Origin of the sequence: Paenibacillus zeisoli, assembly GCF_003994465.1 — a bacterium.
Lineage (GTDB): Bacteria > Bacillota > Bacilli > Paenibacillales > Paenibacillaceae > Fontibacillus > Fontibacillus zeisoli.
This window is the reverse complement of sequence record NZ_RZNX01000014.1, coordinates 42,331-68,549: the sequence shown is the minus strand read 5'-3', so window position 1 is coordinate 68,549 and position 26,219 is coordinate 42,331. Positions and strand designations below refer to the sequence as shown.

General features: G+C 45.7%; 34 protein-coding genes. 3 read left to right on the top strand and 31 right to left on the bottom strand.

What is annotated here, in order from left to right; genetic code table 11:
- Positions 1-179 precede the first annotated feature (179 nt).
- Together EJP77_RS19655 and EJP77_RS19650 are read right to left on the bottom strand one after the other, a co-directional pair.
- On the bottom strand, positions 180-410 hold the full coding sequence (locus EJP77_RS19655; RefSeq protein ID WP_127200964.1) for a hypothetical protein: 231 nt from the start codon (positions 408-410) through the stop codon (positions 180-182).
- A gap of 198 nt (positions 411-608) precedes the next feature.
- Positions 609-1,226 (bottom strand): stage II sporulation protein M, encoded by a 618-nt coding sequence (locus EJP77_RS19650; RefSeq protein WP_127200963.1) that lies wholly within the window; start codon positions 1,224-1,226, stop codon positions 609-611.
- Between the two features lie 127 nt (positions 1,227-1,353).
- Between EJP77_RS19650 and pdaB the strand changes: the two genes are divergently transcribed.
- Positions 1,354-2,160, top strand: coding sequence for a polysaccharide deacetylase family sporulation protein PdaB (gene pdaB / locus EJP77_RS19645; RefSeq protein ID WP_127200962.1), 807 nt, complete (start codon positions 1,354-1,356; stop codon positions 2,158-2,160).
- 126 nt (positions 2,161-2,286) lie between these two features.
- On the opposite strand, the gene EJP77_RS19640 is transcribed toward pdaB, so the two are convergent.
- Positions 2,287-2,871: a KinB-signaling pathway activation protein gene (locus tag EJP77_RS19640; protein WP_127200961.1), complete on the bottom strand. Its 585-nt coding sequence runs from the start codon at positions 2,869-2,871 to the stop codon at positions 2,287-2,289.
- Positions 2,872-3,000: 129 nt separating this feature from the next.
- Between EJP77_RS19640 and gerD the strand changes: the two genes are divergently transcribed.
- Positions 3,001-3,825, top strand: a complete 825-nt coding sequence (gene gerD / locus EJP77_RS19635) for a spore germination lipoprotein GerD (RefSeq protein ID WP_127200960.1) — start codon at positions 3,001-3,003, stop codon at positions 3,823-3,825.
- Positions 3,826-3,856: 31 nt separating this feature from the next.
- Here gerD and EJP77_RS19630 read toward each other — a convergent pair whose 3' ends face one another.
- The 9 genes from EJP77_RS19630 to truA all read right to left on the bottom strand — a co-directional run bounded on the left by EJP77_RS19630 (position 3,857) and on the right by truA (position 15,450).
- Positions 3,857-4,954 carry an Mrp/NBP35 family ATP-binding protein gene (locus EJP77_RS19630; RefSeq protein WP_127200959.1) on the bottom strand — a complete coding sequence of 366 codons (1,098 nt, stop codon included), beginning with the start codon at positions 4,952-4,954 and terminating at the stop codon, positions 3,857-3,859.
- A gap of 62 nt (positions 4,955-5,016) precedes the next feature.
- The gene (gene cwlD / locus EJP77_RS19625) at positions 5,017-5,787 is read right to left on the bottom strand and encodes an N-acetylmuramoyl-L-alanine amidase CwlD (RefSeq protein WP_185897405.1); all 771 of its coding nucleotides are present in this window, start codon (positions 5,785-5,787) and stop codon (positions 5,017-5,019) included.
- Between the two features lie 71 nt (positions 5,788-5,858).
- A complete protein-coding gene (gene sat / locus EJP77_RS19620; RefSeq protein WP_127200957.1) occupies positions 5,859-7,025 on the bottom strand; it encodes a sulfate adenylyltransferase in 1,167 nt (388 codons plus the stop codon).
- A 19-nt stretch (positions 7,026-7,044) separates the two neighbouring features.
- Positions 7,045-7,737 carry a phosphoadenylyl-sulfate reductase gene (locus tag EJP77_RS19615; RefSeq protein ID WP_127200956.1) on the bottom strand — a complete coding sequence of 231 codons (693 nt, stop codon included), beginning with the start codon at positions 7,735-7,737 and terminating at the stop codon, positions 7,045-7,047.
- A gap of 241 nt (positions 7,738-7,978) precedes the next feature.
- Positions 7,979-12,838 (bottom strand): bifunctional 2',3'-cyclic-nucleotide 2'-phosphodiesterase/3'-nucleotidase, encoded by a 4,860-nt coding sequence (locus EJP77_RS19610; RefSeq protein ID WP_127200955.1) that lies wholly within the window; start codon positions 12,836-12,838, stop codon positions 7,979-7,981.
- A gap of 247 nt (positions 12,839-13,085) precedes the next feature.
- The gene (gene rpsI / locus EJP77_RS19605; RefSeq protein WP_068620356.1) at positions 13,086-13,478 is read right to left on the bottom strand and encodes a 30S ribosomal protein S9; all 393 of its coding nucleotides are present in this window, start codon (positions 13,476-13,478) and stop codon (positions 13,086-13,088) included.
- Between the two features lie 20 nt (positions 13,479-13,498).
- Positions 13,499-13,936 (bottom strand): 50S ribosomal protein L13, encoded by a 438-nt coding sequence (gene rplM, locus EJP77_RS19600; RefSeq protein WP_127200954.1) that lies wholly within the window; start codon positions 13,934-13,936, stop codon positions 13,499-13,501.
- A 267-nt stretch (positions 13,937-14,203) separates the two neighbouring features.
- Complete coding sequence (locus EJP77_RS19595) at positions 14,204-14,539, bottom strand: TFIIB-type zinc ribbon-containing protein (RefSeq protein ID WP_127200953.1); 336 nt, start codon at positions 14,537-14,539, stop codon at positions 14,204-14,206.
- A gap of 65 nt (positions 14,540-14,604) precedes the next feature.
- Positions 14,605-15,450 (bottom strand): tRNA pseudouridine(38-40) synthase TruA, encoded by an 846-nt coding sequence (gene truA, locus EJP77_RS19590; protein ID WP_127200952.1) that lies wholly within the window; start codon positions 15,448-15,450, stop codon positions 14,605-14,607.
- An 856-nt stretch (positions 15,451-16,306) separates the two neighbouring features.
- Here truA and EJP77_RS20755 point away from each other — a divergent pair.
- The gene (locus EJP77_RS20755) at positions 16,307-16,483 is read left to right on the top strand and encodes a hypothetical protein (protein ID WP_185897404.1); all 177 of its coding nucleotides are present in this window, start codon (positions 16,307-16,309) and stop codon (positions 16,481-16,483) included.
- 16 nt (positions 16,484-16,499) lie between these two features.
- Here the strand turns inward: EJP77_RS20755 and rplQ are convergent, their stop codons facing one another.
- The 19 genes from rplQ to rplX all read right to left on the bottom strand — a co-directional run bounded on the left by rplQ (position 16,500) and on the right by rplX (position 26,217).
- On the bottom strand, positions 16,500-16,865 hold the full coding sequence (rplQ, locus tag EJP77_RS19585) for a 50S ribosomal protein L17 (protein ID WP_068620364.1): 366 nt from the start codon (positions 16,863-16,865) through the stop codon (positions 16,500-16,502).
- A 32-nt stretch (positions 16,866-16,897) separates the two neighbouring features.
- Positions 16,898-17,842: a DNA-directed RNA polymerase subunit alpha gene (locus EJP77_RS19580; protein WP_127200951.1), complete on the bottom strand. Its 945-nt coding sequence runs from the start codon at positions 17,840-17,842 to the stop codon at positions 16,898-16,900.
- 131 nt (positions 17,843-17,973) lie between these two features.
- A complete protein-coding gene (gene rpsK / locus EJP77_RS19575; protein WP_127200950.1) occupies positions 17,974-18,369 on the bottom strand; it encodes a 30S ribosomal protein S11 in 396 nt (131 codons plus the stop codon).
- 19 nt (positions 18,370-18,388) lie between these two features.
- Complete coding sequence (gene rpsM, locus EJP77_RS19570; protein WP_127200949.1) at positions 18,389-18,757, bottom strand: 30S ribosomal protein S13; 369 nt, start codon at positions 18,755-18,757, stop codon at positions 18,389-18,391.
- Between the two features lie 19 nt (positions 18,758-18,776).
- Positions 18,777-18,890, bottom strand: a complete 114-nt coding sequence (gene rpmJ / locus EJP77_RS19565; protein WP_021296640.1) for a 50S ribosomal protein L36 — start codon at positions 18,888-18,890, stop codon at positions 18,777-18,779.
- 173 nt (positions 18,891-19,063) lie between these two features.
- Positions 19,064-19,279: a translation initiation factor IF-1 gene (infA, locus tag EJP77_RS19560; RefSeq protein ID WP_028559500.1), complete on the bottom strand. Its 216-nt coding sequence runs from the start codon at positions 19,277-19,279 to the stop codon at positions 19,064-19,066.
- Positions 19,280-19,282: 3 nt separating this feature from the next.
- On the bottom strand, positions 19,283-19,588 hold the full coding sequence (locus tag EJP77_RS19555) for a KOW domain-containing RNA-binding protein (RefSeq protein WP_127200948.1): 306 nt from the start codon (positions 19,586-19,588) through the stop codon (positions 19,283-19,285).
- A gap of 10 nt (positions 19,589-19,598) precedes the next feature.
- Positions 19,599-20,351, bottom strand: a complete 753-nt coding sequence (map, locus tag EJP77_RS19550) for a type I methionyl aminopeptidase (protein ID WP_127200947.1) — start codon at positions 20,349-20,351, stop codon at positions 19,599-19,601.
- Positions 20,352-20,355: 4 nt separating this feature from the next.
- Complete coding sequence (locus EJP77_RS19545; protein WP_127200946.1) at positions 20,356-21,000, bottom strand: adenylate kinase; 645 nt, start codon at positions 20,998-21,000, stop codon at positions 20,356-20,358.
- A 91-nt stretch (positions 21,001-21,091) separates the two neighbouring features.
- The gene (gene secY / locus EJP77_RS19540; protein ID WP_127200945.1) at positions 21,092-22,396 is read right to left on the bottom strand and encodes a preprotein translocase subunit SecY; all 1,305 of its coding nucleotides are present in this window, start codon (positions 22,394-22,396) and stop codon (positions 21,092-21,094) included.
- Complete coding sequence (rplO, locus tag EJP77_RS19535; protein WP_127200944.1) at positions 22,396-22,836, bottom strand: 50S ribosomal protein L15; 441 nt, start codon at positions 22,834-22,836, stop codon at positions 22,396-22,398. Before rplO ends, secY begins: the two co-directional genes overlap by 1 nt.
- 45 nt (positions 22,837-22,881) lie before the next feature.
- Positions 22,882-23,067 carry a 50S ribosomal protein L30 gene (gene rpmD / locus EJP77_RS19530; RefSeq protein WP_127200943.1) on the bottom strand — a complete coding sequence of 62 codons (186 nt, stop codon included), beginning with the start codon at positions 23,065-23,067 and terminating at the stop codon, positions 22,882-22,884.
- A gap of 13 nt (positions 23,068-23,080) precedes the next feature.
- The gene (gene rpsE / locus EJP77_RS19525; protein ID WP_127200942.1) at positions 23,081-23,578 is read right to left on the bottom strand and encodes a 30S ribosomal protein S5; all 498 of its coding nucleotides are present in this window, start codon (positions 23,576-23,578) and stop codon (positions 23,081-23,083) included.
- A gap of 27 nt (positions 23,579-23,605) precedes the next feature.
- The gene (rplR, locus tag EJP77_RS19520; RefSeq protein WP_127200941.1) at positions 23,606-23,974 is read right to left on the bottom strand and encodes a 50S ribosomal protein L18; all 369 of its coding nucleotides are present in this window, start codon (positions 23,972-23,974) and stop codon (positions 23,606-23,608) included.
- An 80-nt stretch (positions 23,975-24,054) separates the two neighbouring features.
- Positions 24,055-24,597, bottom strand: coding sequence for a 50S ribosomal protein L6 (gene rplF, locus EJP77_RS19515; protein WP_127200940.1), 543 nt, complete (start codon positions 24,595-24,597; stop codon positions 24,055-24,057).
- 30 nt (positions 24,598-24,627) lie between these two features.
- Positions 24,628-25,026: a 30S ribosomal protein S8 gene (gene rpsH, locus EJP77_RS19510; protein ID WP_127200939.1), complete on the bottom strand. Its 399-nt coding sequence runs from the start codon at positions 25,024-25,026 to the stop codon at positions 24,628-24,630.
- 31 nt (positions 25,027-25,057) lie between these two features.
- Positions 25,058-25,243, bottom strand: coding sequence for a type Z 30S ribosomal protein S14 (locus tag EJP77_RS19505; RefSeq protein WP_009226651.1), 186 nt, complete (start codon positions 25,241-25,243; stop codon positions 25,058-25,060).
- A 45-nt stretch (positions 25,244-25,288) separates the two neighbouring features.
- A complete protein-coding gene (rplE, locus tag EJP77_RS19500; RefSeq protein WP_127200938.1) occupies positions 25,289-25,831 on the bottom strand; it encodes a 50S ribosomal protein L5 in 543 nt (180 codons plus the stop codon).
- A 32-nt stretch (positions 25,832-25,863) separates the two neighbouring features.
- Entirely contained in the window at positions 25,864-26,217 is a 354-nt protein-coding gene (gene rplX / locus EJP77_RS19495) for a 50S ribosomal protein L24 (protein ID WP_082927007.1), read from the bottom strand.
- Positions 26,218-26,219: the final 2 nt, after the last annotated feature.

The window sequence follows — 26,219 nt, the reverse complement described above, 5'->3', positions numbered from 1 at the left end:
TCAGCGGCGACTTTTATAATATAACACATGTTCTCTGCTTTTTGCAATACCTTTTTTTTAAAGTTTTTCTCAAAAGGTTATTCATGCTGAAAACAGTTATTTCCCGTCCCCTTTAAAAGCGGAACGAGAAATAATTTATCACATAACAAGCAACCAAGTCAACACCCATATTTGTCCAACTAGTGTTTGACTTGTGGAAAGCGACCATTGCGGGCGTACTTGGATAATTCCTTGGAAGGAGCAAAGCGTGCATACATCCGAAATACGGTTTTGTAACGATTGGCTATAGCATGGCGAATCTCCTGATCCAATCGAGTGTCCCCCATATCTAGAAGCATCTCATCCAGTTCCTTGCGGAGAACATAATCAAGCTCCTTACACTCTTTCTCATTAAACAGCATACCCAACATAATCTCACAGCTCCTTTTGTTAACAAGATTCGATTTTTGCCGTTAATAGGGTGCGTCTATTTCCAAGGATTAACCACACCGGGCTCTGTGATGATTAAGGGATGATTAACCTTATGTTATATTAATAAACTCCTTTGTAAAAACCGCTTTACTGTTATGCACATTTTTTTGGAAAAATATGAATATTGGACTTAATATTTAGCCCTTCACTAAATGAAAGGTCAATGTACTCTCAATAATGGCGGCAATTAAGAGTAGAATTACTATCCAGAAGGAGACGTTCAAACTCGATTTTGCCAATACGCTCCATTCTCTGGCGCCTCTCTCCGCTTTCCCAGTAATTTTTCGTCCCAATCCCTTTAATGAGACAATGCCGAACTTTATACCAAATGCAGAAGCGATAATAATGGCTGGAATTTCAATGATTCCATGAGGCAGAAGGCCCTTAAAGATCAAATCCGCCAGGTTATTACCATGGGCAGCCTGGGCTTCAATCAAATAACCGAGAACCATACCGTTCACGAGCAGGAAAAACACCGGGATTACCCCCGCCAGTATGCCGAGATAAATCATAAGAACACCTTTAATCGCATTGTTAAAGAAAATAAAAATGAAGAAGCTGAGTTCCGGATTAGTGCTTTGCGAGAGCTTTCCACTTACCTCCTGCAGCCCTTTTAACTGATCGATCACAACTCGCTGCAAGAACTCAGCATTGACCATGCCGAGAACAAATCCGACCACGAACAGCATAAAAGCAATCCACAAATATGTTCGAGAATTTTTGAGATGAATACCAAATTGGCGCAAAGATAACATTTCTTGACCTCCTTAACCTTTTGTCCATAATTGTAATAATGTCCTACGGTACGAGCATAGATTGTACAAAGTGAATTAGAGCTTGTGCAAATTCATTATTTTGAAGACGAGAGGGGTTTATAGGAGCATGAACAATTTCTTCTATGTCTTGAACGGGAAGAAGATAAAAAGGTTCTTCTTTGTATTTGCGGCTGCCCTATTCGCCGCAGGTGTTATTTATGTAGAAAGCGATAATATTACCGTCTTCTCGGAGGGAAGCCCTTCGGCCGTGTACAGTGTATCGACGGATAAGAAGATCATTGCTTTAACTTTTGATATCAGCTGGGGAGATAAACGCACAGAGCCAATACTTAAGATACTGAAAGATAAGGGAGTCCAAAACGCGACCTTCTTTCTTTCTTCCCCATGGAGTAAAACACATCCTGAAATTGTTAAGGCCATCCAAGCTGCGGGATACGAAATTGGAAGTCACGGGCACAAACACACCAACTATAGCGGACTAAAGGAAGAAGAGATTAAGGAACAGATCAAGACAGCACACTCTATACTAACCGATCTTACGGGTAAAGAACCTAAGCTGCTTCGTCTGCCTAATGGAGATTTTGACAAAAAGGTACTTAAAGTAGCTGACGAGCTCGGCTATAAAGTCATCCAATGGGATACTGATTCCCAAGATTGGATGAATAAAGGGGTAGACACGATTGTAAACCGTGTAGTTACAAAGTCGCATCCTGGTGATATTGTACTGCTTCATGCCAGCGATTCAAGCAAGCAGACACACGAAGCTCTTCCTGTAATCATTGATGAGCTCCGAAAAAAAGGGTACGAGTTCGTAACCGTATCTGAACTGCTTAACCAATCCAATGCAAAAGGATCTGAAGTGCGGGATCAGGCTTGGGTTGATCAGCAGTTAGATACAGCTGCCGGACTTTGATTGTAATTATCTCATTTAGACCTTCGTCGTGACGGAGGTCTCTTTTTGTGCCATCCAACCATTCATTCAGGGTTCTATACATACACAAAAGCCCGGCAAGAGTGCCGAGCTTCGGGTACTTGTGCATCAAGCACTCTTCTTCACTAACTTATGTAGAAGCAGGATTTGATACGCATTACATGCAATTAAGGGAACAAGAATTAGAGTTGTAGCAAAATTCACCTGGATTTTGAGTACTCCCACCATCTCCACAATAGTCCCGGCAATCATAAAAAACAGGGTCGGGATCCAAGCGTTCGGATTCGTAGCTTTAACTTTAAAATAGGAGACCGCTGCGGCCACCAGAAGAATAATCAAGCCCAATGTGATATCTCTGTTATCCCCAGATTCACCACTAACAAAAATGCGGAAAAACATGAGTTCAAGCAAAGCCAGTGCAGTAAGTACAAGCTGAATGTACTGCCACGTTCTCCTGGAGAACACTCCTGTCCCCATATAATTCATCATCAAGTAGGCGAAAAAGCCCATTTGCGAATAGACACTGACCATAATCCCCACACCTATAAGAATTCCCATATAGATAAAAAAGTCTGCTGTATTTTTAAATCCTGTGCCCTGACTCAGTTTGAGAATTTCTCCTGCAATTAGTGCACATCCTGCTCCTAATGCAAGCGTTGTCCAAAATAAATAAAGCCATCTTTTTAAGTTCAATGTCGCTTCGCCCCCCACTTCGATTTATTTTACCAACGTTTATGATAAAAAACCATTCATTTACCGACATAATTCCTTTTTGACGATCACATACTACCCACAATGATGCTTAGAAGGAGGCAAGGAACCATGAAATGGACGAAGTCCCGCCCATTATTGTGTATTGTATGTATGATTATTCTCCCGCTTACGGCATGCGGTTCTGACCAAGGATCCTCCTCTTCTTCCCAAGGTGGAGGCTATAAAGACACCAAAACGATGGTCCTTGATATTCTCAAGACGGACGATGGTAAAAAAGCAATTATGGAGGCGTTAAGCTCTGGTAGCCAAGGCTCAAGCAGCGGTGAAAGCGGGGGAAGCGGAGGCGGCGGAGAATCAGGGTCTGGCGATTCCGGTTCCTCTGGCGGTGGCGGCGGTGGAGGTTCAGGCTCTGGAGGTGGGAGTATGGGCATTAAAATGCTTCTCGCTCCTCAGACCGCAGACCAGGTTAGAACCGCGGTAAAGGATACGATTACCTCACCAGAGTATAAGAAAGAAATCGAGAAAATTATGACTGATCCAAAATTTGCCGGTGATTTCGCAAAGGTTATTAATTCACAGAGCAAACAGCTGCACATGCAGCTGATTAAAGACCCAACCTATCAGAAATCGGTTAGCGAAATTATGAAATCCCCTGAAATTTCGAAGATGTTCCTGGACCTTATGAAGACACCGGATTACCGGAAACAATCCATGACTGTCATGCAGGAATCCATGCAAAGCCCGCTTTTCAAAATGGAGGTTATGGACTTATTAAAAACCGTGGTACAGGAGCAGTTAATACCTAAGGTTGAGAAGGAGCAAGGCGGCGAGCAAGGTCAAGGCGGTCAGGGAGGCCAAGGAGATAACCAGTCAAAACAAAGCAACGGCGGTGGAAGCAGTAAAAGTGGCGGTGGCGGCGGTGGTGGAAGCTAAATAATCATAAAAACAAGACTGGCCCAAAGGGTCAGTCTTGTCCGCATTTTTGAATAATTTGAGCTGCAACGTCAGCATATATTTGGCCTACATTGCTGCTCTCTTTGTATACAGAAGGGGAGTAGTCCGCTTCTGAAATATGATTGTCCGGCGCTCCGAGGGGGATTTGGGCAAGCAGCTCGCTATGAATATTCTCCGCCAACTTGGCTCCTCCGCCACGTCCAAATATATAATCGCGCTTTCCGCAGCCCGAGCACTCATAATAGGCCATATTCTCTACTACACCAAGCACCTCATGTTTCGTCTGTACAGCCATGGCACCGGCTCGCGCAGCTACAAATGCTGCAGTAGCATGAGGTGTTGTCACAATAATCTCCCGGCTCTGCGGCAGCATTTGATGTACATCAAGAGCAATATCACCTGTGCCTGGCGGAAGATCAAGAAGAAGATAGTCGAGTTCTCCCCACTTCACATCGGTTAGGAACTGGCGAAGCATTTTCCCGAGCATGGGTCCACGCCAGATTACCGGACTATTCTCTTGAATAAAGAATCCCATGGACATGACCTTTACACCAAAGCGTTCAACCGGCATGATTGCTCCGTCCAATACCACAGGCGACTCTTCAATTCCCATCATGTCAGGTACACTAAAGCCGTATATATCAGCATCAATCAAGCCTACCTTCTTCCCCTTGCGGGCAAGAGCGACGGCCAGATTCACGGTAACGGTCGACTTCCCTACCCCGCCTTTACCACTGGCTACGGCTATAAAGTTCACCTTGGAAGCCGGGTCAAGCAGCGGCAGGTCCTCAAGACCCTCCCCACGCCCTTTGAATCTTTCAGCAGTAGGTTCAGCCTGTTTCATGCCTGCTTCTTCTTTCTCATGCTCTGAGGCTTCTCTGAAGCGGATGTGCACATCATTAATTCCAGCAGCAGCGAGCTGATCTTTGATTTGACGATCAAGTGTAGACTTTGTCTCCTCATCTGTCTTAACACACACTACGGTCAGCGAGACGCGGGCTTCCTTCACCATGATATCCCGAATCCACTGCAGCTGGGCCAAACTCTTCTTCGTTGTAGGCTCAATAACTGTACTCAGCGCTTCCTGTACTTGTTCTCTTGATAACAATATTAGCACCTCGACTTTATTTCAGAGATATATGTCTTGATCTTACTTAGTCCATTATATCACTATGAGGCGCCTCCTGCGGAAGAGCTCGTTTTCTCGCCTGAACTGTATCGGAGAATACCTTTATAAATGGATGCAGCCACTTTGCGTTGGTACTCCTGCTCTGCCAGCAGCTTGGACTCCACCGGATGCGACAAGAAGCCAACCTCGACAAGAATGGATGGGATCTTTAACGATTGAAGGATGTAAATATGATCTGCGCTCTTAGCTACCCGATCTGTATTCTCCAGGTTTCGTCTAAGCTCCTGCTGAACCAAATCGGCCAGAGTTCCGCTCTCTACCTGTTTATCGGGGTAGAATGTCTGAGCCCCACTCCACCTGTCAGAGGGAAAACTGTTCATATGAATGCTGACGAACATTTTGGCTTCCTTTTCCTCGATAAAACGAAGCCGCTGCTGTAGATCCTCGCTCTTCCGCTTACTATACCCTTTGGTACCCGGATCCGCGAGGTCCTTGTCTTCTTCTCTTGTCATGACCACTATAGCCCCGGCCTGCTGCAGATAGTCACGCAGATAAAGGGCTACTGCCAGGTTAATATCCTTCTCGATCAATCCCTGCTTGCTCACAGCCCCGCCATCCACTCCGCCATGTCCGGCATCCAGTGCGATCACCTGGCCCGCTAGCGGAAGCCCCCAATAGTTCCAAACTTTTGATGATGGCACTTCATAAGCGGCTATTCCAATTACCACTGCCAGCAGAGCAAGTCCAATCAGAGCTCGCTTAATATGACTTAGCTGTATCCAGACCGTAACCTGATTCTTCTCTTGTCTCATCAAAAAAGTCCACCTCCGTACCCATAAATGATTCTAATCATCTATATGGGACGAGGTGGACAAATATAACCTTAGGAATTGACGTGTTCTTTCATACCTTCAATCAGTACCTGGGCTACTTCAGGACGTGTGAACTCAGGTGGCGGGCAAACCCCTTCACGCAGAAGTCCGCGTACTTTCGTGCCCGAGAGAGTCATATGATCTTCTTTTGGATGCGGGCAGGTCTTGCTTGAAGCCATATTCCCGCAAGTTGTGCAGAAGAAGCTGTGCTCGAAGAACAGCGGGGAGATCCCAAGTTCATCAGCGGTAAAGTTGGAGAAGATTTGCTGAGCTTCGTAGGTTCCGTAATAGTCGCCTACACCAGCATGGTCGCGGCCGACGATGAAATGCGTACATCCATAGTTTTTACGAACCATGGCATGGAAGATCGCCTCGCGAGGTCCCGCATAACGCATAGCGGCCGGGAATACGCCGAGGAAAGCTCTGTCTTTGGGATAATAATTCTCGAGAAGTACCAGGTAGCTCTTCATCCGTACGTTGGCGGGTACATCATCGGATTTGGTCTCGCCTACAAGTGGGTTCAGGAACAGACCATCCACAATTTCCATAGCACTCTTCTGAATGTACTCATGAGCACGGTGTACCGGATTACGAGTCTGGAAACCTACAACGGTTCTCCAGCCCTTGTCGGCAAAGATTTGGCGTGTCTCCGAAGGAGTGAAATAGAACTCTTCAAATTTCGCCGGCTTTGGACGGTTCAAGACCTGAATCGGTCCCCCCACGTAAGTCGAAGACTTCTCGAAAAGCTTTTTGACTCCGGGATGCTCCTGATCGTCAGTCTTGAATACGTTTCTGGCCTCTTCGGATTGGTCTACCTGATAAATGCTTTCGACATCGATCAGACCGTAGGTAATTCCGTCTTCACCGATTAAAGCAACCTTGTCCCCAATCGCAAGTGAAGCAGCATCGGCTTCATCAACAGCTAGAGTAATTGGGATACTCCACACCGTACCGTCTGCAAGACGCATACGACTTACAACTGACTTATAGTCTTCTTCGTTCAGGAATCCGGTCAGTGGGGAGAAGGCTCCCACTCCAATCAGATCCAGGTCAGATATAGCCCAAGAGCTGATCGTCAGAGATTTAAGCTCCTTGGCAGTCTGTAAAAGCTTGTCCCGTTCATCCCCCTCTACAACGCGTTGTACGAGGGTGCCTCCATGCGGCAAAATGGCTGTCATATCATTCGCTCCTGTTCTATTATTTATGAAGTCCACATTCTGTCTTCTCGGAATTAGACCAGCGGCCTGCACGAGGATCTTCACCCGGCATTACAGCACGCGTACAATATTCGCAACCGATACTTGGGAAGTTCTGATCATGCAACGGGTTATATGCGACATTATTCTCACGGATGTAATTCCATACATCTTCTGTGGTCCAGTCAGCAATTGGATTGAATTTGATCAAGCCAAATTTGTAGTCATACTCCACTTTCTTGGCATTAGCCCGAGTAGGAGCTTGGTCACGGCGAATCCCTGTAATCCAGGCATCATAAGTGGACAGAACGCGAGTCAGAGGTTCTACCTTCCGGATATTACAGCATGCATTCGGATCGCTGAGCCACAATTGGTCACCATGCTGTGCAGCTTGTTCTTCAGGTGTCAATTTCGGTGACACGCGTACAAAATCGATGTTATATTTCTCCGCCATCTTATCGCGGGTTTCATAAGTTTCTTTGAAGTGGAAGTCCGTATCCAAATAAAAAATATCTGCCGTTGTGCTGATCTTCCGCAGCATATCTACGATAACTACGTCCTCTGCACCAAAGCTGCAGGCAAAAGTGATATTAGGAAAAGTCTCAACAGCCCAAGAGATGATCTCTTGCGGAGTCGCTGTTTCCAGCTCTTCTGCTTTGATCTTGACCAGCTCTTCTTTCTCCATCAAGTTCATATTGTATACCCCCAATTTGTTGTAATAAAGATATAAAGCGATAAAGTCCAACTAAACGAATAAGAAATACTGTTAATAGTATAAATCACTTGAATTTGATGTCAATGGCTTAGCGCGAATTCCAGAATAAATCCATAAAGTACGACGCATGTCTGTCAAAAAGATAAACACCTCTCCAATCGTAGGCTACGACTGGAGAGGTGTCTGTGATCATCCTTTGGTAACTTCGGGGCGAAGGAACTTACATTTTATGAATTAAGTTATACATTACTTGGGAAGCCTCGGCCCGAGTAGCCTGCTTCTTAGGTGCGAAGATATCCGTTGAGCGCCCCTTAAGCAGCCCTTCCTTCACTGCAGTACCTACGTAATCCTGAGCCCAAGTACTGATGTTTTCACTATCCTTAAATGAAACCGACCCTGACCCGATATTCTTGCCCGTAGTAAAATTGTAAGCTTTGACCATCATAACGCTCATTTCTTCACGGGTGATCTTCTTGTCTGGACCGAACTCGGTCTGGCTAATGCCGTTCACGAGACCGTTACTATAGGCTGCCGCAATGGCATCCGCATACCAGCTGCCTTGGCTCACATCCTCCAGCTGCACCGGCTTGGCAGCCTTAAGGTTCAGCTGTCTAACCAGCATGGCCGCGAACTCGGCGCGGGTGATCTCTTTTTCCGGGGCAAAGCTTGTATCGGTAACCCCATTTACAATGTGCTTGGCCGTAAGTTCTTTGATCACTTGGTTAGCCCAGTGGCCAGGCGCCACATCACTGTAGGATTTGTCGTAAGCAAATACTCCATATTTACTAAAATGGGTAACTTCCGCGGTCATTGTATTTCCTGTGATCTTCCCGCCTACATACTGCATACTTCCACTGTCCGGAATGTAGTACACGCCAAGCAGAGCTTGGTTCGCCTGACCTGTTACCTGAAAGTTTAATACAACCGGCTTGGAGAATTGATCCAGCTTGGTTGTCTTCCCACTGCTGTCCTTAGCTGAGAGGGTCAGTTCCAGGATTGGACTGGCCGGCTGCAGCGTTCCACCATTGGAGCTGTTCGCAGATGAGATTTGGCTTGCCTGCTCAGAGGTAAGCTGATTAACCTGCAAGGAGATCAGAGAATCATTTTGCTTCTCTGAAGGGATTAGCTTTGACAGACTATCCACAACTTCTTTCGGAATCGATAGCGAAGCAGTTCCCCAATTAAGCTGCACTGGGCTATCTCCGGCAAGCTGGCTCAGATTCCCTGGCAGCAGGACTTCTGTGCTGGCCTGATTCTGTGGAATGTTGACATTGACACTCAGCACCCCATTCTGAGGCTTCGGCAGATCTGCCGGCTTAATGACTACCGAGATCGGAGTTTGATTCGGCTTAGGTGTTGTATCACCAGTACTTGGCGTGGTTGGCGTGCTTCCGCCGTTTCCTGAATTATAAATATTCGTAATTCTGCCTTGTAAACTAGAAATAATAGTTCCGCCTTTAAATTTCTTCACAATATAATTATAAAATGCATCTAAATCGTTCACTGTTGTGCCTGTAGTAATGTCTTTTCCTTGGGTAAGAACCTTATAATTGTCACCGCCCGCAGCCATAAAATTATTCACCGTTATAGTATAAGTTGTTTTATCGTCAATCGGTGTCCCGTCTTCTTTGGTGAGAACTGTAACCCTTTGCTCTACCGGTCTTCTAAAGTCTGCTGTGTACTTCAACCCAGAAATTTGTAAGGTTTTGAAATTATCACTACCGTCCGCATTCTTTCCCCACTGCTGCTGGAGAAGAGTCTTGATCTGAGCTCCAGTCACTTGAAGCTTCACCAAGGAGTTACCAAAAGGTTGAATTTTGGCCAAATCCGAGAATGTGATATTCCCTTTTGGCAGATCTGCACGAATTCCACCCGGGTTCATAAAAGCGAAATCTGTACCCATCGTATCCTTCATAGCATCAGCAATTAAGTTCCCGAGTTCGGACTCTGCATTATAAGCATTCGTTTTAGTGATAGCCCCTGCCGTAGTACCCACAGGCTTTGTAAGTTCTGGATGTCTGGCAAGTGCATCATTAACAAACTTAGTAACCTCCGGGTCTGGGGTGATCCCTTCCTGCTTTACGTCAACAATGTCCGCTTGTTTCTTAATAATATCATGTGTCTTAGGGTCAATCTCCAAATCAACGTCAGCATATGCAGTTCCGTATGAATAAGCTTGTACAATCAGCTTGTTATTAACAACAGCATTCACCTTAGCATGATTGTCTCCTGCAAAAATTACATCCACATCCGGATCAACGGCTTTGGCCAAATCAACAGCCTCACCGGTAGTTACTCCATCCTTGGTACTGGCTGGGTCATGGGCAAGCACAACGATAGCATGCACGCCTTGAGCCTGCAGTTCTTTTACAGCTGCATTGACTACCGGGGCTTGCTCCACAAATTTAACACCAGCCAATGCGCTAGGTGATACTTTTGATGGTGTGGCCATCGTGACTACACCAATAAATCCAACTTTCTCCCCGCCAATTTCCTTAATCACGTATGGCTTAACAATCGGTGCATAATCTGTTGCTGAGGGTGATTTATACAGAGCATTGGCATTGATATAATCAAAATTCGCTTTGTCAAAAACAATTTCCGGTTTAACCGAATCCGCTCCCCCCTTTACTTGGGCGAGGAGTGCTGGAACACCTTGATCAAATTCGTGGTTACCCAGTGTACCTACATCAAATTTCATCATGTTTAGGAACTCCATCGTAGGCTTATCTCGCTCCAGTGAAGATACCGGCGCACTGGCACCCACGGAATCTCCGGCATGAACCAGAAGTGTATTCGGGTTAGTTGCTCTCGCTTTCTTCAAATATGCAGCCAGGTAATCGGCTCTACCTACATTTCCAGCACCATAGTTAGAAGTAGTATCAAGCTGACCGTGGAAGTCATTAATGCCGAGGATCTGTACCTTTACATTTGAACCTGGAGTTCCCGGGTCTGGAGGTGTAGTTCCCCCTGCTAGAGAAAGTGAGTAGATACCAAAACCTTTATCATCTGTCTTGTTCGTGTACTTTATATCCGTTGAGTTACCCAGATACTTCACAGCTTCAGGAGAAGTTGTAAAAGTAACGTTCACCTTGCCATTCACCGGCAGGATCGACCAGTTCTTATCTGCGGTCGGGTTAATGTCCTTCTGCTCGGTGATATAGTTCATAAGGATTTGACGATTCTCATCAGCTGAGTCAACAACCAGCTCAGCACCCTTTAATCCAGGGAAATTCCCGCCTCCACCAGCACGATAGTTGTTCGTCACTACGATAAAGTCCTGGTTAGGATCGATGTCTTTGCCATTGTATTGTAGTTTCACAATACGGCTTGAATTTGCATTATTTACAGTGCCATCCGCGTTGTATTTAGCAGGCTTGGTGACATCAACCTGATAAGTCACACCATCAATAACATCAAAGTTAAACACAGCAAACTTTGGATTTAGAAGTGACTGTTCTTCTGTCTTGGCTGGGTCAATCTGATTGAACATTCCCGCCGACATTTCGAGCCACTCTTTTACCGTGGAGCCTTTGATCTTAACAGCTTTCAGTGTGTTGTCGTACAAATACAGATCGCTGGCACTCTTAATGGCAATGGGGCCTTTAGCAATATCAGTGTATTCTGTCGGACCGTTTCTCCCTGCTTTAAAAGGAGCTCCTACGGATAAGATCGGCAGGTCCTTATACTGAGGAGCATTTTTAGCAATATAGTTCTTAACGAACCATTCCTGAGCTTTTGTCACGATTTGGACGGATGGGTCGTCCTTCACCAATGCAAAATAACTATAAATCGGCGTTGATGTCTCTCCAATCGGTCCATTCGCATATTGAATCGTAGCCTCATGTTCAACCTTAATTGCATTCTCAACAGCAGGATCAGCGTCTACCAAAGGCTTCTTATTTACCTTGTCATAGATTTCTCTGTTCGAAGATTGAGAGTTGGATACTTTCCAGTGTCCTTCTGCATCTTTCGTCAGCGTTAGATCAATGATACCTAGTTCAGCACCTCCGTAACCCGCCTGCACAGCTGCTACCCCATTAATGGTACCTTTTACATTATCGACGCCAGCAATTGGATTGCCATTAGCATCTTTAAAAATAACATCAAGCGACTTGTTGTCTCCCGTAGGAAACACCTTGTGGGTATGAGAGAAGGTAATCGCATCGATCCCTTTCACTTTGCTCAAAGGAAGGATGGCATTCTCAGCCATCGTGTTAGCTTCAGCACTTGCATCAAAACCAGAATGCGTCAGCGCAATGACAATATCGGCTCCTTCAGCCTTCATTTGTGGAACAAATTTCTCGGCAGTAGCTACTATATCCTTCGTAGTTACTTTGCCTTCAAGGTTACCTTTGTCCCAATCCATAATCTGCGGGGTAACTAAGCCCAGCACTCCGACTTTGACAGTCTGTGTATTTCCATTCTCATCGATATAAGTCTTGTCCAAAATCTTGTATGGAGTAAAGTTGTTCTTGTCATTATTAGAATTATTGTCATGGTCATCGACGTATACATTGGCGTTCACGTATGGAAAGCTTGCCCCTTTAATCGACTTATCCAGGAAATCGAGGCCATAATTAAATTCATGATTGCCGAAAGTGGCGATGTCGTAACCCATCAAATTCATAGCTTTATACACAGGATGAATTGCATTCTCGCCTTTAAGCTGATCAATCTTCGCCATATAGGTTCCAAGTGGAGTTCCTTGAATCAAATCACCATTGTCCACAAGGAGTGTATTCTTTACTTCCTCGCGTGCCTGTTTCACTAAACTAGCGGTCTTAACCAACCCTACAGTAGGTGAAACCTGGTCCTTATAATAATCGTAAGACATTAGGTTTGTATGAATATCGGTTGTTTCCATGATTCTTAACTTAAGATCAGAGTTATCAGCGGGAGTGGTATCGGCGGATGTGGTATTAGTCGGATCTTGATTTGTTAAAAGGGATACTGTAGGGACTGTTTGTTCAGCAGCCGCCGCATGCATCTGTCCTGCCAAAAACTGAGTCGATAATACACAGACAGCAAGTGTGCTGGTTGCTGCCTTTCTGAATCCTTTTCGAAAATTTAATTCCATTCCTTGTTTTCCACCCTTCTAGATTACTGTTGCTTGGGGGAATTATCCCCTACTATCAATTTAATTTTTGTATGTTAAGTAGGTTCTCTTTTATTATTTGTTAAAGTAGCTAAGTAGGTAAAATTAAGTAAATTGTATAAACATGACAAAAAACCACTGATATAATAAGTCAGCGGCTGTAAAATACGTCTTATCTCCATATAACAAAGAAAACCCTTGACCAGATGGCCAAGGGCTTTGCTGTTGATTAACGTTTCGAGAACTGTGGAGCGCGACGAGCGGCTTTGAGACCGTATTTCTTACGCTCTTTCATACGAGGGTCACGAGTCAAGAATCCTGCTTTTTTCAAAGCTGGACGGAACTCAGGGTCTGCTTTAAGCAGAGCACGGGAGATACCATGACGGATCGCACCCGCTTGACCAGAAATACCGCCACCATGTGCAATAACAATTACATCATAGTTAGTCAGAGTTTCAGTCAGGTTCAGAGGTTGTTTAACGATGAGTTTGAGTGTTTCCAAACCGAAATATTCATTGATATCACGTTTATTGATGACAATGCGTCCTTCACCCGGTACAAGGCGAACACGAGCTACCGAATGTTTACGACGACCTGTCCCATAGTATTGTACTTGTGCCATGAAACTGTCCTCCCTTTTAATTATCCGCGAAGTTCGTAAACTTCAGGTTTTTGTGCTGCATGTGGATGTTCAGTGCCAGCGTATGCTTTCAATCTCAGCTTCATTTTCTCACCTTGGCGAGTTTTAGGAAGCATGCCGTGAACAGCAGATTCAATCATGCGTTCAGGTTTAGTCTTGAGGAGATCCTGAGCAACTGTCACTTTCAAACCACCTGGGTGCAGGGAGTGACGATAGTATTTCTTATTCTCCATTTTCTTACCTGTCAACTGAATCTTCTCAGCATTGATAACGATAACGAAATCGCCAGAATCAACGTGAGGGGTGAATTGTGGCTTGTGCTTGCCGCGGATTAGAGCAGCAGCTTCACTTGCCAGACGGCCCAATGTTTTGCCTTCAGCATCAATAATGTGCCAATTGCGCTCTACTTCATTTGGCTTAGCCATATAGGTGGTACGCATGAAAAGATCCTCCTTCATTCTCGTCCGAAATCTAAGTTTCTATGATACAAATGTTCAGCTGTAAAGCTCATCATTCCATCATATATATCTTCGTTCGTTGTTAGTTGTTGTAGTTAGTAAAGCTAAAAATCGTTGTTATGGCGGTTTTCTTAATTGGGGGCTGTGGGATAGCCGTTAAGAAAACACAAACTTTATTTTACAGCATACAACTTTATTAAGCAAGTAGTTTTTCAAAACTAAATGCACGTTGTCGCAAAAATATTCATGTTAATCAAACAAGTCTCCGAACACATCCAAGACGGACTTTTTCTTCTTAGGATGTCCGTAGTTCTTATGATTCCCATGCTGTGGATAATGAGACTCACGGTGGTCCTTGCTATAGTCAGGTCTATAGTCGTTCTCACGAGGTTTACGGTACTGCTCCCGCTCGCGTTCTCCGTACCATTCATCAAAAGCCGGACGTGCCTCGTTGACCTGACTCATCAGCTTATCCAGTTCTCCTCTGTCGAGCCATACCCCTTTACAGCTTGGACAAACATCGATCAGAACCCCATTCTTATCCACTTCCCTAAGCTGCACATTATCGCATATTGGACAAAGCATATGAATTCCCTCCTAGAGTAGACGCATTATATCCTTCTTAATACGTCCAAGGCATGCTCCAGGTTTCACTCGGTGGAATCAGCCTCATCTTCCTCCACTTCATCCAAGGCAAAAGAAGGCGGCTCTGGCTTGTCCTCCATAAAGTTATACTCTACATTCCAAAGCATCAGACCTTTCCCCTCTGCCGTAGGGCCAGCCGCACTACGATCTTTAGCCTCCAGGATCCGCTGAATATCCACCGGGTTACGCTTGCCTTCGCCCACTTGAAGAAGCGTACCTACAATAATCCGGACCATATGCTGCAAGAATCCATTGCCGGTTATAAAAAGCTCAATGACCCCCTGATCTCTGGGGTGACCCTCGCGGCACTTGGATCTATCTACTTCGATATGAGCATCGTATATCGTTCGCACATGATTCTGCTTGGTAGAATGACGTGAAGCAAAGGAGGTATAGTCAAAGGTACCTATAAGATACGTTACTGCCTCTTTCATAGCATCTATATCAAGAATGCCTGGATGATGCAGCTGCAGATGACGTAGAAACACATCCGGATACTGGTTCGCGTTGATGGTATACCGATAGGTCTTTCGCTTGGCTGAATGACGAGAGTGAAATCCCGGTTTCACTTCTCTAGCCTCAAGAATAACAATGTCCTTGGGAAGTCGGCCGTTCAGAGCAAGGCACCAGCGCTCAAGCGGAATAGCTGACTGCGTATGAAAGTTAAACACCTGACGGTATGCATGGACACCCGCATCAGTTCTTCCCGAACCGATAATTTTGATCTTTTCTCCTGTGAGTTGACGTATTGCCTCTTCCAGGTGATCCTGAATCGTATTCCCATCAGGCTGCGATTGGAAGCCATAATAGTTCGTTCCGTCAAAGCTGACGGTCATACAGAGATTGCGCATATAAAATCCCTCCTAAGTCCCCCAGGGGGATTCCAAAGGGCTGCGCCCTCTGGACACCTATTAAAGGACGGTGATCCTTAAACCGTTCTTCTCTTCACAACCCTCCCAAACCCTCCCTTGCCTAAGGGAGGGCCCCAAGGGCTCTCCCCTCTGGACACCCTGGTGAGTGACTTAAGAGTAACAGAGATGGAGTTTGGCAAGTGCGTGCTTGGAATCGCTTGTCGTCCCCTCCGGGGGACCCGCTTGGGTTAGTGGTGCCTAGTTACAAGCTGGATTGTCACCGAGGGAGGCTTGTTGGCGCGAGAAGAGCTGCGTAGTGCAACGAGCCGCTTGCCGTCCCTCCGGGACCCGCTCTACTTCTTCGAGTTCACCTGCAAGGTCTGCCTCACTGGAGGTCGCAGACGTTAGGCCGCGCTGACCGGGAGGGGCTATTCCTTCTCGAAACGCCCGCGTAGGTTAACTCCCTGGAGGTCGCGGCCGATAAGGCGCGCTGATCAGGGAGCCACACGCTCCCCTGAACTCACCCCCAAGTCTTGCCCCTCGGGATGTCGGGGACGTTTAGGACGCGCTGACCGGGGGGTGAGCTCTTCCTTCTCGAAAAGGCCCTCGTAGGGTACTCCCTGGAGGTCGTGGCCGGTAGGTCACGCTGATTAGTGAGCTGCTCGCTTCCTCGAGCCTACCTGCAAAACTTACCCTCGGGAGGTCGCGGACGTTAGGCCGCGCTGACCGGAAGGGGCCCTGCTTCTAAGAACAGCCCCAGACAAACTAAAACTCTCTGGAAGTCGGGTCCACAGGGCCCGCTGACAGAGAGTAACTTAGCTTCGGAGCTATACTTGTACAACATAGGAGCAGCTCTATGATAGAGCAAACCCCGCGCAAACCAGAAGGCTCGCCCGGGGCTGAAAGCCGCGGGAATGAGCCGGGCTCCACCGCGAAAGTCGCTCTCTATGAGTATCCCTTATCCATCCACAAGAAACTTGCGGGTGTCCAGAGGGCTGCCGCCCTTTGGGGTCCCCCTACAAGGGGGATTTAGGGGGTATGCTCAAATATTATGCGCGGTCTACCAGTTCCAAGTAAACCATAGGTGCGCCGTCACCACGACGAGGTCCCAGTTTCAGGATACGAGTGTATCCGCCTGGACGCTCAGAGTAACGAGTTGCGATTTCCGAGAACAGTTTTTGGATTGCATCCTGTTCACCATCAACGGATTCGCGGCGTACAAACGCAGCTACTTGACGACGAGCGTGCAAATCACCACGTTTTGCTTTCGTAATCAGTTTTTCCGCAATAGAGCGAACTTCTTTCGCTTTTGCTTCAGTAGTTTGGATACGTTCATACAAGAACAAATCTGTTACCAAATCGCGGAACAATGCCTTACGAGCGCTGGAATCACGTCCCAATTTTTGATAAGCCATGTTTTTCCCCTCCTTTGCTAAACGTTAGTAGGCTATTCTTCTGTACGGAGTCCCAAACCGAGTTCCTCAAGCTTTTCTTGAACTTCTTCCAAAGATTTGCGGCCCAGGTTACGGACTTTCATCATATCTTCTTCAGTCTTCGTAGTCAGCTCTTGTACTGTGTTAATACCAGCACGTTTGAGGCAGTTATAAGAACGAACGGAAAGATCAAGCTCTTCTATCGTCATTTCAAGCACTTTTTCTTTTTTGTCTTCTTCTTTCTCAACCATGATTTCAGCGTCCTTCGCTTCGTCCGTGAGACCCACGAACAAGAAAAGGTGCTCGGTCAAAATTTTAGCACCGAGGCTAACCGCTTCTTCCGGTCTGATACTTCCATCAGTCCACACTTCAAGCGTAAGCTTGTCATAGTTGGTTACTTGACCAACACGTGTGTTCTCGATGGAGTAATTCACCCGGGAAATCGGAGTATAGATAGAATCAACAGGTATCACACCAATTGGTTGATCGTCGCGTTTGTTCTTATCTGCTTGAACATAACCACGACCGCGATTGGCAAAGATACGCATGTGGAGTCTGGAACCCGGTGCCAGGGTCGCAATGTGAAGTTCTGGATTCAGAATCTCAACATCACTATCTGCACGGATATCACCTGCAGTGATTGCTCCATCGCCATCAGCATCAATCTCGAGAACTTTCTCCTCGTCAGAATGAATCTTCAGGGAAAGAGCCTTCAAGTTCAGAATGATTTCCGTAACGTCTTCCATAACACCTGGGATCGTAGCGAACTCATGCAGAACACCATCGATTTGAACCGAGGTTACCGCTGCACCTGGAAGCGAGGAGAGCAAAATCCGGCGTAAAGAGTTGCCGAGTGTTGTTCCATATCCACGCTCAAGTGGTTCCACTATAAATTTACCATAGGTGCCTTCCACGTTAACGTCTACGGTCTCAATTTTTGGCTTTTCGATTTCTATCACTGCAATACCCTCCTTCGAAACGTCGTTTCTTCTGAAACTGTCACCTTTTTGTGAGTCTATCATGTAGTATGCCTAAACAACCATTCTTACCAAGTTGCGACGGGGTTATACCACACTAGAGGTTGACTTCATTAGACACGACGACGTTTTGGAGGACGGCATCCATTATGCGGCACTGGAGTAACGTCTTTAATCATGTTAACTTCGAGTCCTGCAGCTTGAAGCGAGCGGATTGCAGCTTCGCGGCCGGCGCCAGGACCTTTAACCATGACTTCAACGGACTTCATTCCATGCTCCATTGCAGCTTTAGCAGCGGTTTCCGCAGCCATTTGAGCGGCAAAAGGAGTCGATTTACGGGAACCTTTGAACCCTTGACCACCAGAACTTGCCCAAGAGATCGCGTTACCGTGTGGATCCGTAATAGTAACGATCGTATTGTTGAAAGTGGAGCGAATGTGCGCCACGCCAGATTCGATATTTTTACGGTCACGACGTTTAGTACGTACGACTTTTTTCGGTTTAGCCATTGTCTGTTATCCCTCCTTCTTATTTCTTCTTGTTCGCTACAGTACGACGAGGTCCCTTACGAGTACGGGCATTCGTTTTAGTACGTTGTCCACGAACCGGCAATCCACGACGATGACGAACACCGCGGTAGCAACCGATCTCGATGAGACGTTTAATATTTAAAGAAATTTCACGACGCAGGTCACCTTCAACCTTAACCGTTTTGTCGATAGATTCCCGGAGTTTGCTTACTTCGTCTTCTGTCAAATCCCGAACGCGAGTGTTCGGGCTGATGCCTGTTGTGCTCAAAATTTTCTGGGAAGTCGTTTTACCGATTCCGAAAATGTAAGTCAAGGCGATCTCAACGCGTTTATCACGTGGTAAATCCACACCAGCTATACGAGCCATTTTACGCTACACCCCCTTCTTAACCTTGTCTTTGTTTGTGTTTCGGATTTTCGCAAATAACCATTACATTGCCTTTACGACGAATGACTTTGCATTTTTCGCAAATTGGCTTTACAGAAGGTCTTACCTTCATATCAATTACCTCCTAAAAGTTTTACCTGAGTAAAACTAATTTCGAAAGCATACGGCTGGTTTTGACAAAGCAAAACCCACCTCCAAAGTTGTTAACATGGTTTACATTAATTCACATTAATAAAACCCAACTTTGCTATCATACCACGAAACTATACTCATGCGGTATGGAATCTATTTACGGTAAGTTATACGACCCTTAGTTAAATCATAAGGTGATAACTGTATAACCACTTTGTCCCCTGTCAGAATACGGATAAAGTGCATCCGCAGCTTACCAGAAACGTGAGCAAGAATCTGATGACCGTTCTCAAGCTCAACCTTAAAAGTAGCATTCGGCAACGGCTCAATTACCGTTCCTTCAACTTCAATGACATCTTCTTTAGCCATAAGTCAGTCTCCTTTCTCTTCAGCTTTGGTTTCGAATTGAACAAACGTGCTTACCGCATGACGCAATTTGCCGTTTGTTACCCGACCACTCTCATTTAAACTATTAACAACTTCGCTGCTAATCAAGTCCAGAAATTCTAAATGCTGAATGTTCTTCCGTTTTGCCTGATCAAACTTTCGTTTGTTACCATCGGCGATCCGGACAAACTTGTCATCCAGAAGCTCTACAACAACTCCGATCCCTCCGGCATCTTTGCCTTTGAGAATTCTTGCGATTTGACCGATCTGCGGGTCTGTGCGGTGTGTCAAAAGGGTTCACCTACGCATTCAGTTTCGTAAGAATTTCGAGGCCATCAGCTGTGACAGCTACTGTATGCTCAAAGTGAGCACACCAGGAACCATCAACCGTGACAACCGTCCAATTATCTTCCAGCGTCTTGACATAACGCTTTCCGATATTGACCATCGGTTCTATTGCAAGCACCATCCCAGGTTTGAGCCTAGGACCGCGATCGGCAACTCCGTAGTTTGGAATCTGAGGTTCTTCATGGAGCTTGGCTCCAATCCCATGACCTACATACTCTCTGACAACAGAAAAGCCTGCATCTTCAATAACCTTTTGAATCGCATGCGATATTGTAAATAAGCGGACATCCGGTTTGACAAGTTCAAGACCGGCATACAGGGAACGCTCCGTTACATCCAGAAGCTTTTGAACTTCATCAGTAATTTTTCCTACTGGATAAGTCCAAGCCGAGTCACCGTGGTAACCCTTATATTCCGCTCCGATGTCAAGACTGATGATGTCGCCTTCGTTTAATTTACGCTTGCCGGGGAATCCATGAACCAGCTCTTCGTTAGTCGAAGCGCATATGCTGTAAGGGAAACCATTATAGTCTTTAAAAGATGGCACTGCATTTTGACTCCGAATGTACTTGTCAGCGATTTGATCAAGTTCTCCCGTCGTAATACCGGGCTCGATCGCTTGTGCCAAGATCCGGTGCGTTTCCGCAACGATCCGCCCTGCTTCTCTCATAAAGCCAAGTTCCGTTTCGGATTTACAAATGATCATTCAGCTAACCTCTCAGTAGAGATACGATTTCTTGGGATACCGTATCGATTTCCAGTTCGCCATCGACTTCGCGAAGCAAACCCTGCTGTTCATAAAAGTTAAGAAGCGGTGCAGTTTTAGTGATATATTCGTCTAGTCGTGTACCTACGCTCTCTTCGTTATCATCGGAACGCTGATACAGCTCACCACCGCATTTATCACATACACCTTCCTGCTTAGGAGGATTAAAGAGCACATGATAGGTAGATCCACATGATTTGCAAATGCGACGTCCTGTAAGACGAGCCAGCAGCTTATCACGATCTACTTTCAGGTTGACAACATGATCCAGTTTGCGTCCGAGCTCCGTAAGCAGTTGATCCAGCGCTTCCGCTTGCGAAAGGGTTCTTGGAAAACCATCCAGTAAAAAACCTTTTTCGCAATCGGACTGCTGGAGACGCTCACGAACGATGCCGACTGTCACATCATCAGGTACCAACAGGCCCTGATCGATGTATTCTTTAGCTTTAATCCCAACGGGAGTTCCTTGTTTGATCGCTAGACGAAATGCATCGCCTGTTGAAATATGAGGAATGCCGAATTCACCGATAATGACTTCTGCTTGTGTTCCTTTTCCTGCCCCAGGAGGCCCCATAATTAAGATGTTCACGTCTGTCACTCCCTCCATAACTAGCTTGAGTGCAAGAACATAACAATAGGTGCCGGTTCGAGTCTAAAAGAGCCCGGCCGGAACCTATCGCCTACTTATTAATAAACCCTTTGTAATGGCGCTTCATCAATTGGCTTTCGATCGTCTTCATCGTATCAAGTGCAACGCCGACAACGATTAGAAGAGATGTACCTCCAATTTGAATTGAGCTAGGTAGTCCAGCCCATGAGCCTAAGGCTATCGGAAGTAGTGAAATCAGTGCCAGGAAGATCGCACCGGTCATTGTCAAACGTGTCATAACACGAGTGAGGTAAGTAGCCGTTGTTTTTCCTGGACGAACTCCCGGAATATAGCCTCCGTTCTTCTTCATTTGATCCGCCATCTGAGTCGGATTCATTTGAACAAAGGTGTAGAAGAACGTAAAACCAATAATCATTATGACATACAGCACCATAGCAAGAGGTGCAGCTTTCTGCATTGAGAAATTGTCGATAATCCACTGAGCCCAAGCATGCGTAGACCAGAAACCAGCAATAATTGTTGGGAACTGGAGAAGGGATACAGCAAAGATAACAGGAATAACGCCAGCCGCATTGATCTTCAATGGGATATGCGTATTTTGTCCACCGTACATCTTGTTGCCAACAACCCGTTTTGCGTACTGTACCGGGATCTTACGGATCGCCTGTTGGATGTAGATAACACCGACAATAATCAGCACTACAACCAAGGCAATGATTATGAATTTTGCAATATTCAAGAAGGTTTGCCCTTCTGCAATGAAATCAGAGTTAACCAAGCTTTGAATGTGACCCGGAATACCTGCAATAATACTCGCAAAGATAATCAGCGAAATACCATTACCGATACCCTTCTCTGTGATTTGTTCACCCAGCCACATCAGGAATGCAGTTCCTGCTGTAAGCACGATGGCAATCAAGGCATAGTCCGCAAATGTAGCATTTGGAACCATTTGAGTACCATAGATCCGGTTGAATCCGATCGACATTGCAAAGGCTTGAATCAGACCTAGCACAATCGTCAAATAACGTGTGAGCTGTGCTGATTTCTTTTTCCCCATCTCACCCTGTTTGGCCCATTCCGCTAACTTCGGAACGACATCCATAGACAGGAGTTGAACGATGATGGAAGCCGTGATATATGGATAGATCCCGAGCGCCAGAATTGAGAATTGTTTCAATGCGCCGCCCGAGAACGTGTTCAGGAGGCCGAACAATGCATTACCTGCTTGATTTGTTGCCGTAAACACATCTGTGTTAACACCCGGAACAGGTACGAATGTACCAATCCGGTATATCAAGAAAATAAACAGTGTAAACAAAATCCGGTTGCGTAAGTCCTTCACATTCCATATATTCTTGAGGGTTTTAAACATTAGATCACCTCGGTTTTACCGCCGGCAGCCTCGATCTTCTCTACCGCAGATTGAGAGAACTTGTTTGCTTTAACAGACAATTTAACAGTAACTTCACCGTTGCCAAGAATCTTGATCCCGCTTTTCGCGTTCTTAACGATTCCTTGTTCAAACAACAGTTCAGGAGTAACTTCTGTATCAGCCGCAAAGTTGTTAAGTTCCTCGATGTTCACAATCGCATACTCTTTACGGGTTGGGTTAACAAAACCACGTTTTGGCAAGCGACGATAGAGCGGGTTTTGTCCGCCTTCGAAGCCCGGACGAACACCACCGCCGGAACGAGCGTTTTGACCTTTGTGACCACGTCCAGATGTTTTACCCATGCCGCTGCTGGTACCGCGTCCTACGCGTTTGCGCTCTTTGCGGGAACCAGGAGCTGGGGAAAGCTCATGTAACTTCATCGTTCGTTGCACCTCCTTCATAATTGTAAGCTGAATCTATATGTCTTAGTCTTGAATTTCTTGTACAGATACCAAGTGAGTCACTTTGTTAACCATGCCACGAATAGCTGCGTTGTCATTGTGAACTACTTGTTGATTGATTTTGCGAAGTCCCAAAGTGTTAACGGTTGTACGTTGGTCTTCTGGACGGCCAATCAAACTCCGTACGAGGGTAATTTGAAGTTTTGCCATTTAGATTCCCTCCTTAACCGAGAAGTTCTTCGACGGTTTTGCCGCGCAATTTCGCAACATCTTCAGCACGCTTCAGACGGGACAAGCCCTCCAAAGTCGCGTTGACCATGTTCATGGAATTCGAAGAACCTAGGGATTTTGTCAAAATGTCGCCAACACCAGCAAGTTCAAGAACTGCACGAACTGGACCGCCAGCGATAACTCCGGTACCTTCCGATGCCGGCTTCAAGAGAACGCGGCCGGCACCAAAGTGTCCGGTCACAAGGTGAGGAATAGTCGTTCCAACCAGGGGAACGTGTACCAGGTTCTTCTTCGCATCTTCAATACCTTTGCGAATTGCATCTGGAACTTCGCCTGCTTTACCGATACCAGCACCAACCCAGCCATTGCCGTCACCGACAACTACCAGTGCGCTGAAACTAAAACGACGTCCGCCCTTTACAACTTTAGCTACACGATTAATATTTACAACTCTTTCAGTCAGTTCTAAAGCGTTAGGATCTACACGCAAGTCGTTAACCTCCTTTTAGAAATAGTCTTAGAATTCAAGTCCAGCTTCGCGAGCTGCATCAGCCAAAGCTTGAATCCGTCCATGGTACAAGTAACCTCCGCGGTCGAATACCACGTTTTTAACGTTTTTATCTTGAGCACGTTTAGCGATGAGTTCTCCAACTTGACGAGCAGACTCAACACTACCGCCATTTTTAACATTAGCGCTAAGCTCTTTATCAACTGTAGAAGCAGACACAAGAGTTACGCCTGCTACGTCATCGATCAGTTGAGCATAGATATGTTTGGAAGAACGGTATACGTTTAGTCTTGGACGTTCAGCCGTTCCTTGGATTTTTTTACGCACACGCAGGTGTCTTTTCAGACGCGCTTTGTTTTTATCCGCTTTTGTAATCATGACTTCCATTTCACTCCCTTCGGTTTACCATACAAGCTGTTTCAATTCAAGCCGCAATCGGGTTAACTGAATTAAGAAGCTTACTTCTTCTTACCAGCTTTACCTTCTTTACGAATAATACGTTCGCCTTCATACTTGATCCCTTTACCTTTGTAAGGTTCAGGTTCGCGTACGGAACGGATTTTAGCAGCGTATGCACCTACGCGCTCTTTATCAATTCCTTTAACGATGATCTTTGTGTTAGCAGGAACTTCAAATTCGATGCCTGGTTCCGGAGAAATTTCAACCGGGTGGGAGTAACCCACGTTCAGGACGATCTTGTCACCAGATTTGCTTGCACGGTATCCAACCCCAACCAATTCAAGGTTTTTAGAGAAACCGTCGGTTACGCCGCTCACCATGTTGCTAACAACGCTACGCGTTGTGCCATGAAGGGAACGGTGAAGTTTATTATCGGAAGGACGTTCAACTGTGATTTGGTTCTCTTCAACAGTTACTTTCATGTCCTTATGAAGTTCACGAGTCAAAGTACCTTTAGGTCCTTTTACCGTAATCACGGTGTTATCAACTTTGATATCAACACCACTTGGTACATTTATTGGTTTGCGACCAATACGAGACATTTGCTGCACCTCCTTGTTTTGTGACTTTAATTACCAAACGTAGCAGACAACTTCGCCGCCAGCTTTGGATTGACGAGCTTCTTTGTCGGTCATAACTCCCTTGGATGTGGAGATGATCGCAATACCCAAACCGCCGAGGACACGAGGAACTTCATTGCTCTTCGTGTACACGCGAAGGCCAGGCTTACTAATTCTTTTCAATCCGGAAATAACACGCTCGTTATTGGACCCGTATTTCAAGAAAATGCGGATAATCCCTTGTTTATTGTCATCGATATATTCTGCATCACGGATAAAACCTTCACGCTTCAAGATTTCAGCGATTTGTTTTTTGATCGTAGATGCAGGCATTTCCACAGTTTCGTGACGCACTACATTCGCGTTACGAATACGTGTAAGCATATCAGCAATTGGATCTGACATAGTCATTCGTGTAAACCTCCTTCCCGTTGTTGATTGTTTACCAGCTTGCTTTTTTCACGCCAGGGATCTGGCCTTTATAAGCTAATTCACGGAAACAAATTCTGCAGATTTTATATTTTTGCAGCACCGAATGTGGACGACCACAACGCTCGCAACGTGTGTATGCACGTACTTTAAACTTAGGTGTGCGTTGTTGTTTAACTTTCATTGAAGTTTTTGCCACTTAGCCTGACACCTCCCGAATCGATTCCAAGAATCGAATTTTTCCTTACTTTACAAAAGGCATTCCGAGTTGAGTCAGCAATTCGCGGGACTCTTCATCAGTTTTAGCCGTAGTTACGATTACGATATCCATACCGCGCACTTTGTCAACTTTATCATATTCGATCTCAGGGAAGATCAATTGTTCCTTGAGGCCGAGTGTGTAGTTACCACGTCCGTCAAACGCTTTGTTTGATACACCGTGGAAGTCACGTACACGTGGAAGAGTTACATTGAACAGCTTGTCGAGGAAGTAGTACATACGCTCACCGCGAAGTGTTACTTTCACACCGATTGGCATGTTCTCACGAAGTTTAAATCCGGCAATGGATTTCTTCGCACGAGTGATTACTGGCTTTTGACCAGAGATCAACTGCAGATCATTTACCGCAGAATCAAGCACTTTCGAGTTAGATACAGCGTCACCAACACCCATGTTGATAACTACCTTCTCGATTTTTGGCACTTGCATAACTGTTGTATAGTTAAACTTTTGAACCAAAGCTGGGGAAACTTCATTCAAATAACGTTCTTTCAATCTTGCTGCCATGAATCATGGACCTCCTTTCATTCAATGCTGGATTAGTCGATCACTTCTCCGGATTTCTTAGCTACACGAACTTTTTTGCCGTTATCCAATACTTTGTAACCGATACGAGTTACTTTTCCGCTCTTTGGATCGACATGCATAACGTTCGATGCGTGAATCGGAGCTTCTTGTTCAATAATTCCGCCTTGTGGGTTAAGTTGATTTGGTTTTTGGTGTTTCTTAACCATGTTCACGCCTTCCACAAGCACACGGTTCTCACGAGGATAAGCGGCGATGACACGGCCTTTTTTGCCTTTATCTTTACCACTAATCACGATAACCGTATCGTCTTTTTTGACGTGCAGTTTATTGTTGTGAGACTCCAGAATCTTTTTCAATCTAGGCATTT

Excerpts from the sequence above, each read along its gene's own strand:
- EJP77_RS19655 (WP_127200964.1), bottom strand. The coding sequence starts at position 410 with ATGTTGGGTATGCTGTTTAATGAGAAAGAGTGTAAGGAGCTTGATTAT.
- EJP77_RS19650 (WP_127200963.1), bottom strand. The coding sequence starts at position 1,226 with ATGTTATCTTTGCGCCAATTTGGTATTCATCTCAAAAATTCTCGAACA.
- pdaB (WP_127200962.1), top strand. The coding sequence starts at position 1,354 with ATGAACAATTTCTTCTATGTCTTGAACGGGAAGAAGATAAAAAGGTTC.
- gerD (WP_127200960.1), top strand. The coding sequence starts at position 3,001 with ATGAAATGGACGAAGTCCCGCCCATTATTGTGTATTGTATGTATGATT.
- cwlD (WP_185897405.1), bottom strand. The coding sequence starts at position 5,787 with ATGAGACAAGAGAAGAATCAGGTTACGGTCTGGATACAGCTAAGTCAT.
- sat (WP_127200957.1), bottom strand. The coding sequence starts at position 7,025 with ATGACAGCCATTTTGCCGCATGGAGGCACCCTCGTACAACGCGTTGTA.
- EJP77_RS19615 (WP_127200956.1), bottom strand. The coding sequence starts at position 7,737 with ATGAACTTGATGGAGAAAGAAGAGCTGGTCAAGATCAAAGCAGAAGAG.
- EJP77_RS19610 (WP_127200955.1), bottom strand. The coding sequence starts at position 12,838 with ATGGAATTAAATTTTCGAAAAGGATTCAGAAAGGCAGCAACCAGCACA.
- rpsI (WP_068620356.1), bottom strand. The coding sequence starts at position 13,478 with ATGGCACAAGTACAATACTATGGGACAGGTCGTCGTAAACATTCGGTA.
- rplM (WP_127200954.1), bottom strand. The coding sequence starts at position 13,936 with ATGCGTACCACCTATATGGCTAAGCCAAATGAAGTAGAGCGCAATTGG.
- EJP77_RS19595 (WP_127200953.1), bottom strand. The coding sequence starts at position 14,539 with ATGCTTTGTCCAATATGCGATAATGTGCAGCTTAGGGAAGTGGATAAG.
- truA (WP_127200952.1), bottom strand. The coding sequence starts at position 15,450 with ATGCGCAATCTCTGTATGACCGTCAGCTTTGACGGAACGAACTATTAT.
- EJP77_RS20755 (WP_185897404.1), top strand. The coding sequence starts at position 16,307 with ATGATAGAGCAAACCCCGCGCAAACCAGAAGGCTCGCCCGGGGCTGAA.
- rplQ (WP_068620364.1), bottom strand. The coding sequence starts at position 16,865 with ATGGCTTATCAAAAATTGGGACGTGATTCCAGCGCTCGTAAGGCATTG.
- rpsK (WP_127200950.1), bottom strand. The coding sequence starts at position 18,369 with ATGGCTAAACCGAAAAAAGTCGTACGTACTAAACGTCGTGACCGTAAA.
- rpsM (WP_127200949.1), bottom strand. The coding sequence starts at position 18,757 with ATGGCTCGTATAGCTGGTGTGGATTTACCACGTGATAAACGCGTTGAG.
- rpmJ (WP_021296640.1), bottom strand. The coding sequence starts at position 18,890 with ATGAAGGTAAGACCTTCTGTAAAGCCAATTTGCGAAAAATGCAAAGTC.
- infA (WP_028559500.1), bottom strand. The coding sequence starts at position 19,279 with ATGGCTAAAGAAGATGTCATTGAAGTTGAAGGAACGGTAATTGAGCCG.
- map (WP_127200947.1), bottom strand. The coding sequence starts at position 20,351 with ATGATCATTTGTAAATCCGAAACGGAACTTGGCTTTATGAGAGAAGCA.
- secY (WP_127200945.1), bottom strand. The coding sequence starts at position 22,396 with ATGTTTAAAACCCTCAAGAATATATGGAATGTGAAGGACTTACGCAAC.
- rplO (WP_127200944.1), bottom strand. The coding sequence starts at position 22,836 with ATGAAGTTACATGAGCTTTCCCCAGCTCCTGGTTCCCGCAAAGAGCGC.
- rpmD (WP_127200943.1), bottom strand. The coding sequence starts at position 23,067 with ATGGCAAAACTTCAAATTACCCTCGTACGGAGTTTGATTGGCCGTCCA.
- rplR (WP_127200941.1), bottom strand. The coding sequence starts at position 23,974 with ATGATTACAAAAGCGGATAAAAACAAAGCGCGTCTGAAAAGACACCTG.
- rplF (WP_127200940.1), bottom strand. The coding sequence starts at position 24,597 with ATGTCTCGTATTGGTCGCAAACCAATAAATGTACCAAGTGGTGTTGAT.
- rpsH (WP_127200939.1), bottom strand. The coding sequence starts at position 25,026 with ATGACTATGTCAGATCCAATTGCTGATATGCTTACACGTATTCGTAAC.
- rplE (WP_127200938.1), bottom strand. The coding sequence starts at position 25,831 with ATGGCAGCAAGATTGAAAGAACGTTATTTGAATGAAGTTTCCCCAGCT.
- rplX (WP_082927007.1), bottom strand. The coding sequence starts at position 26,217 with ATGCCTAGATTGAAAAAGATTCTGGAGTCTCACAACAATAAACTGCAC.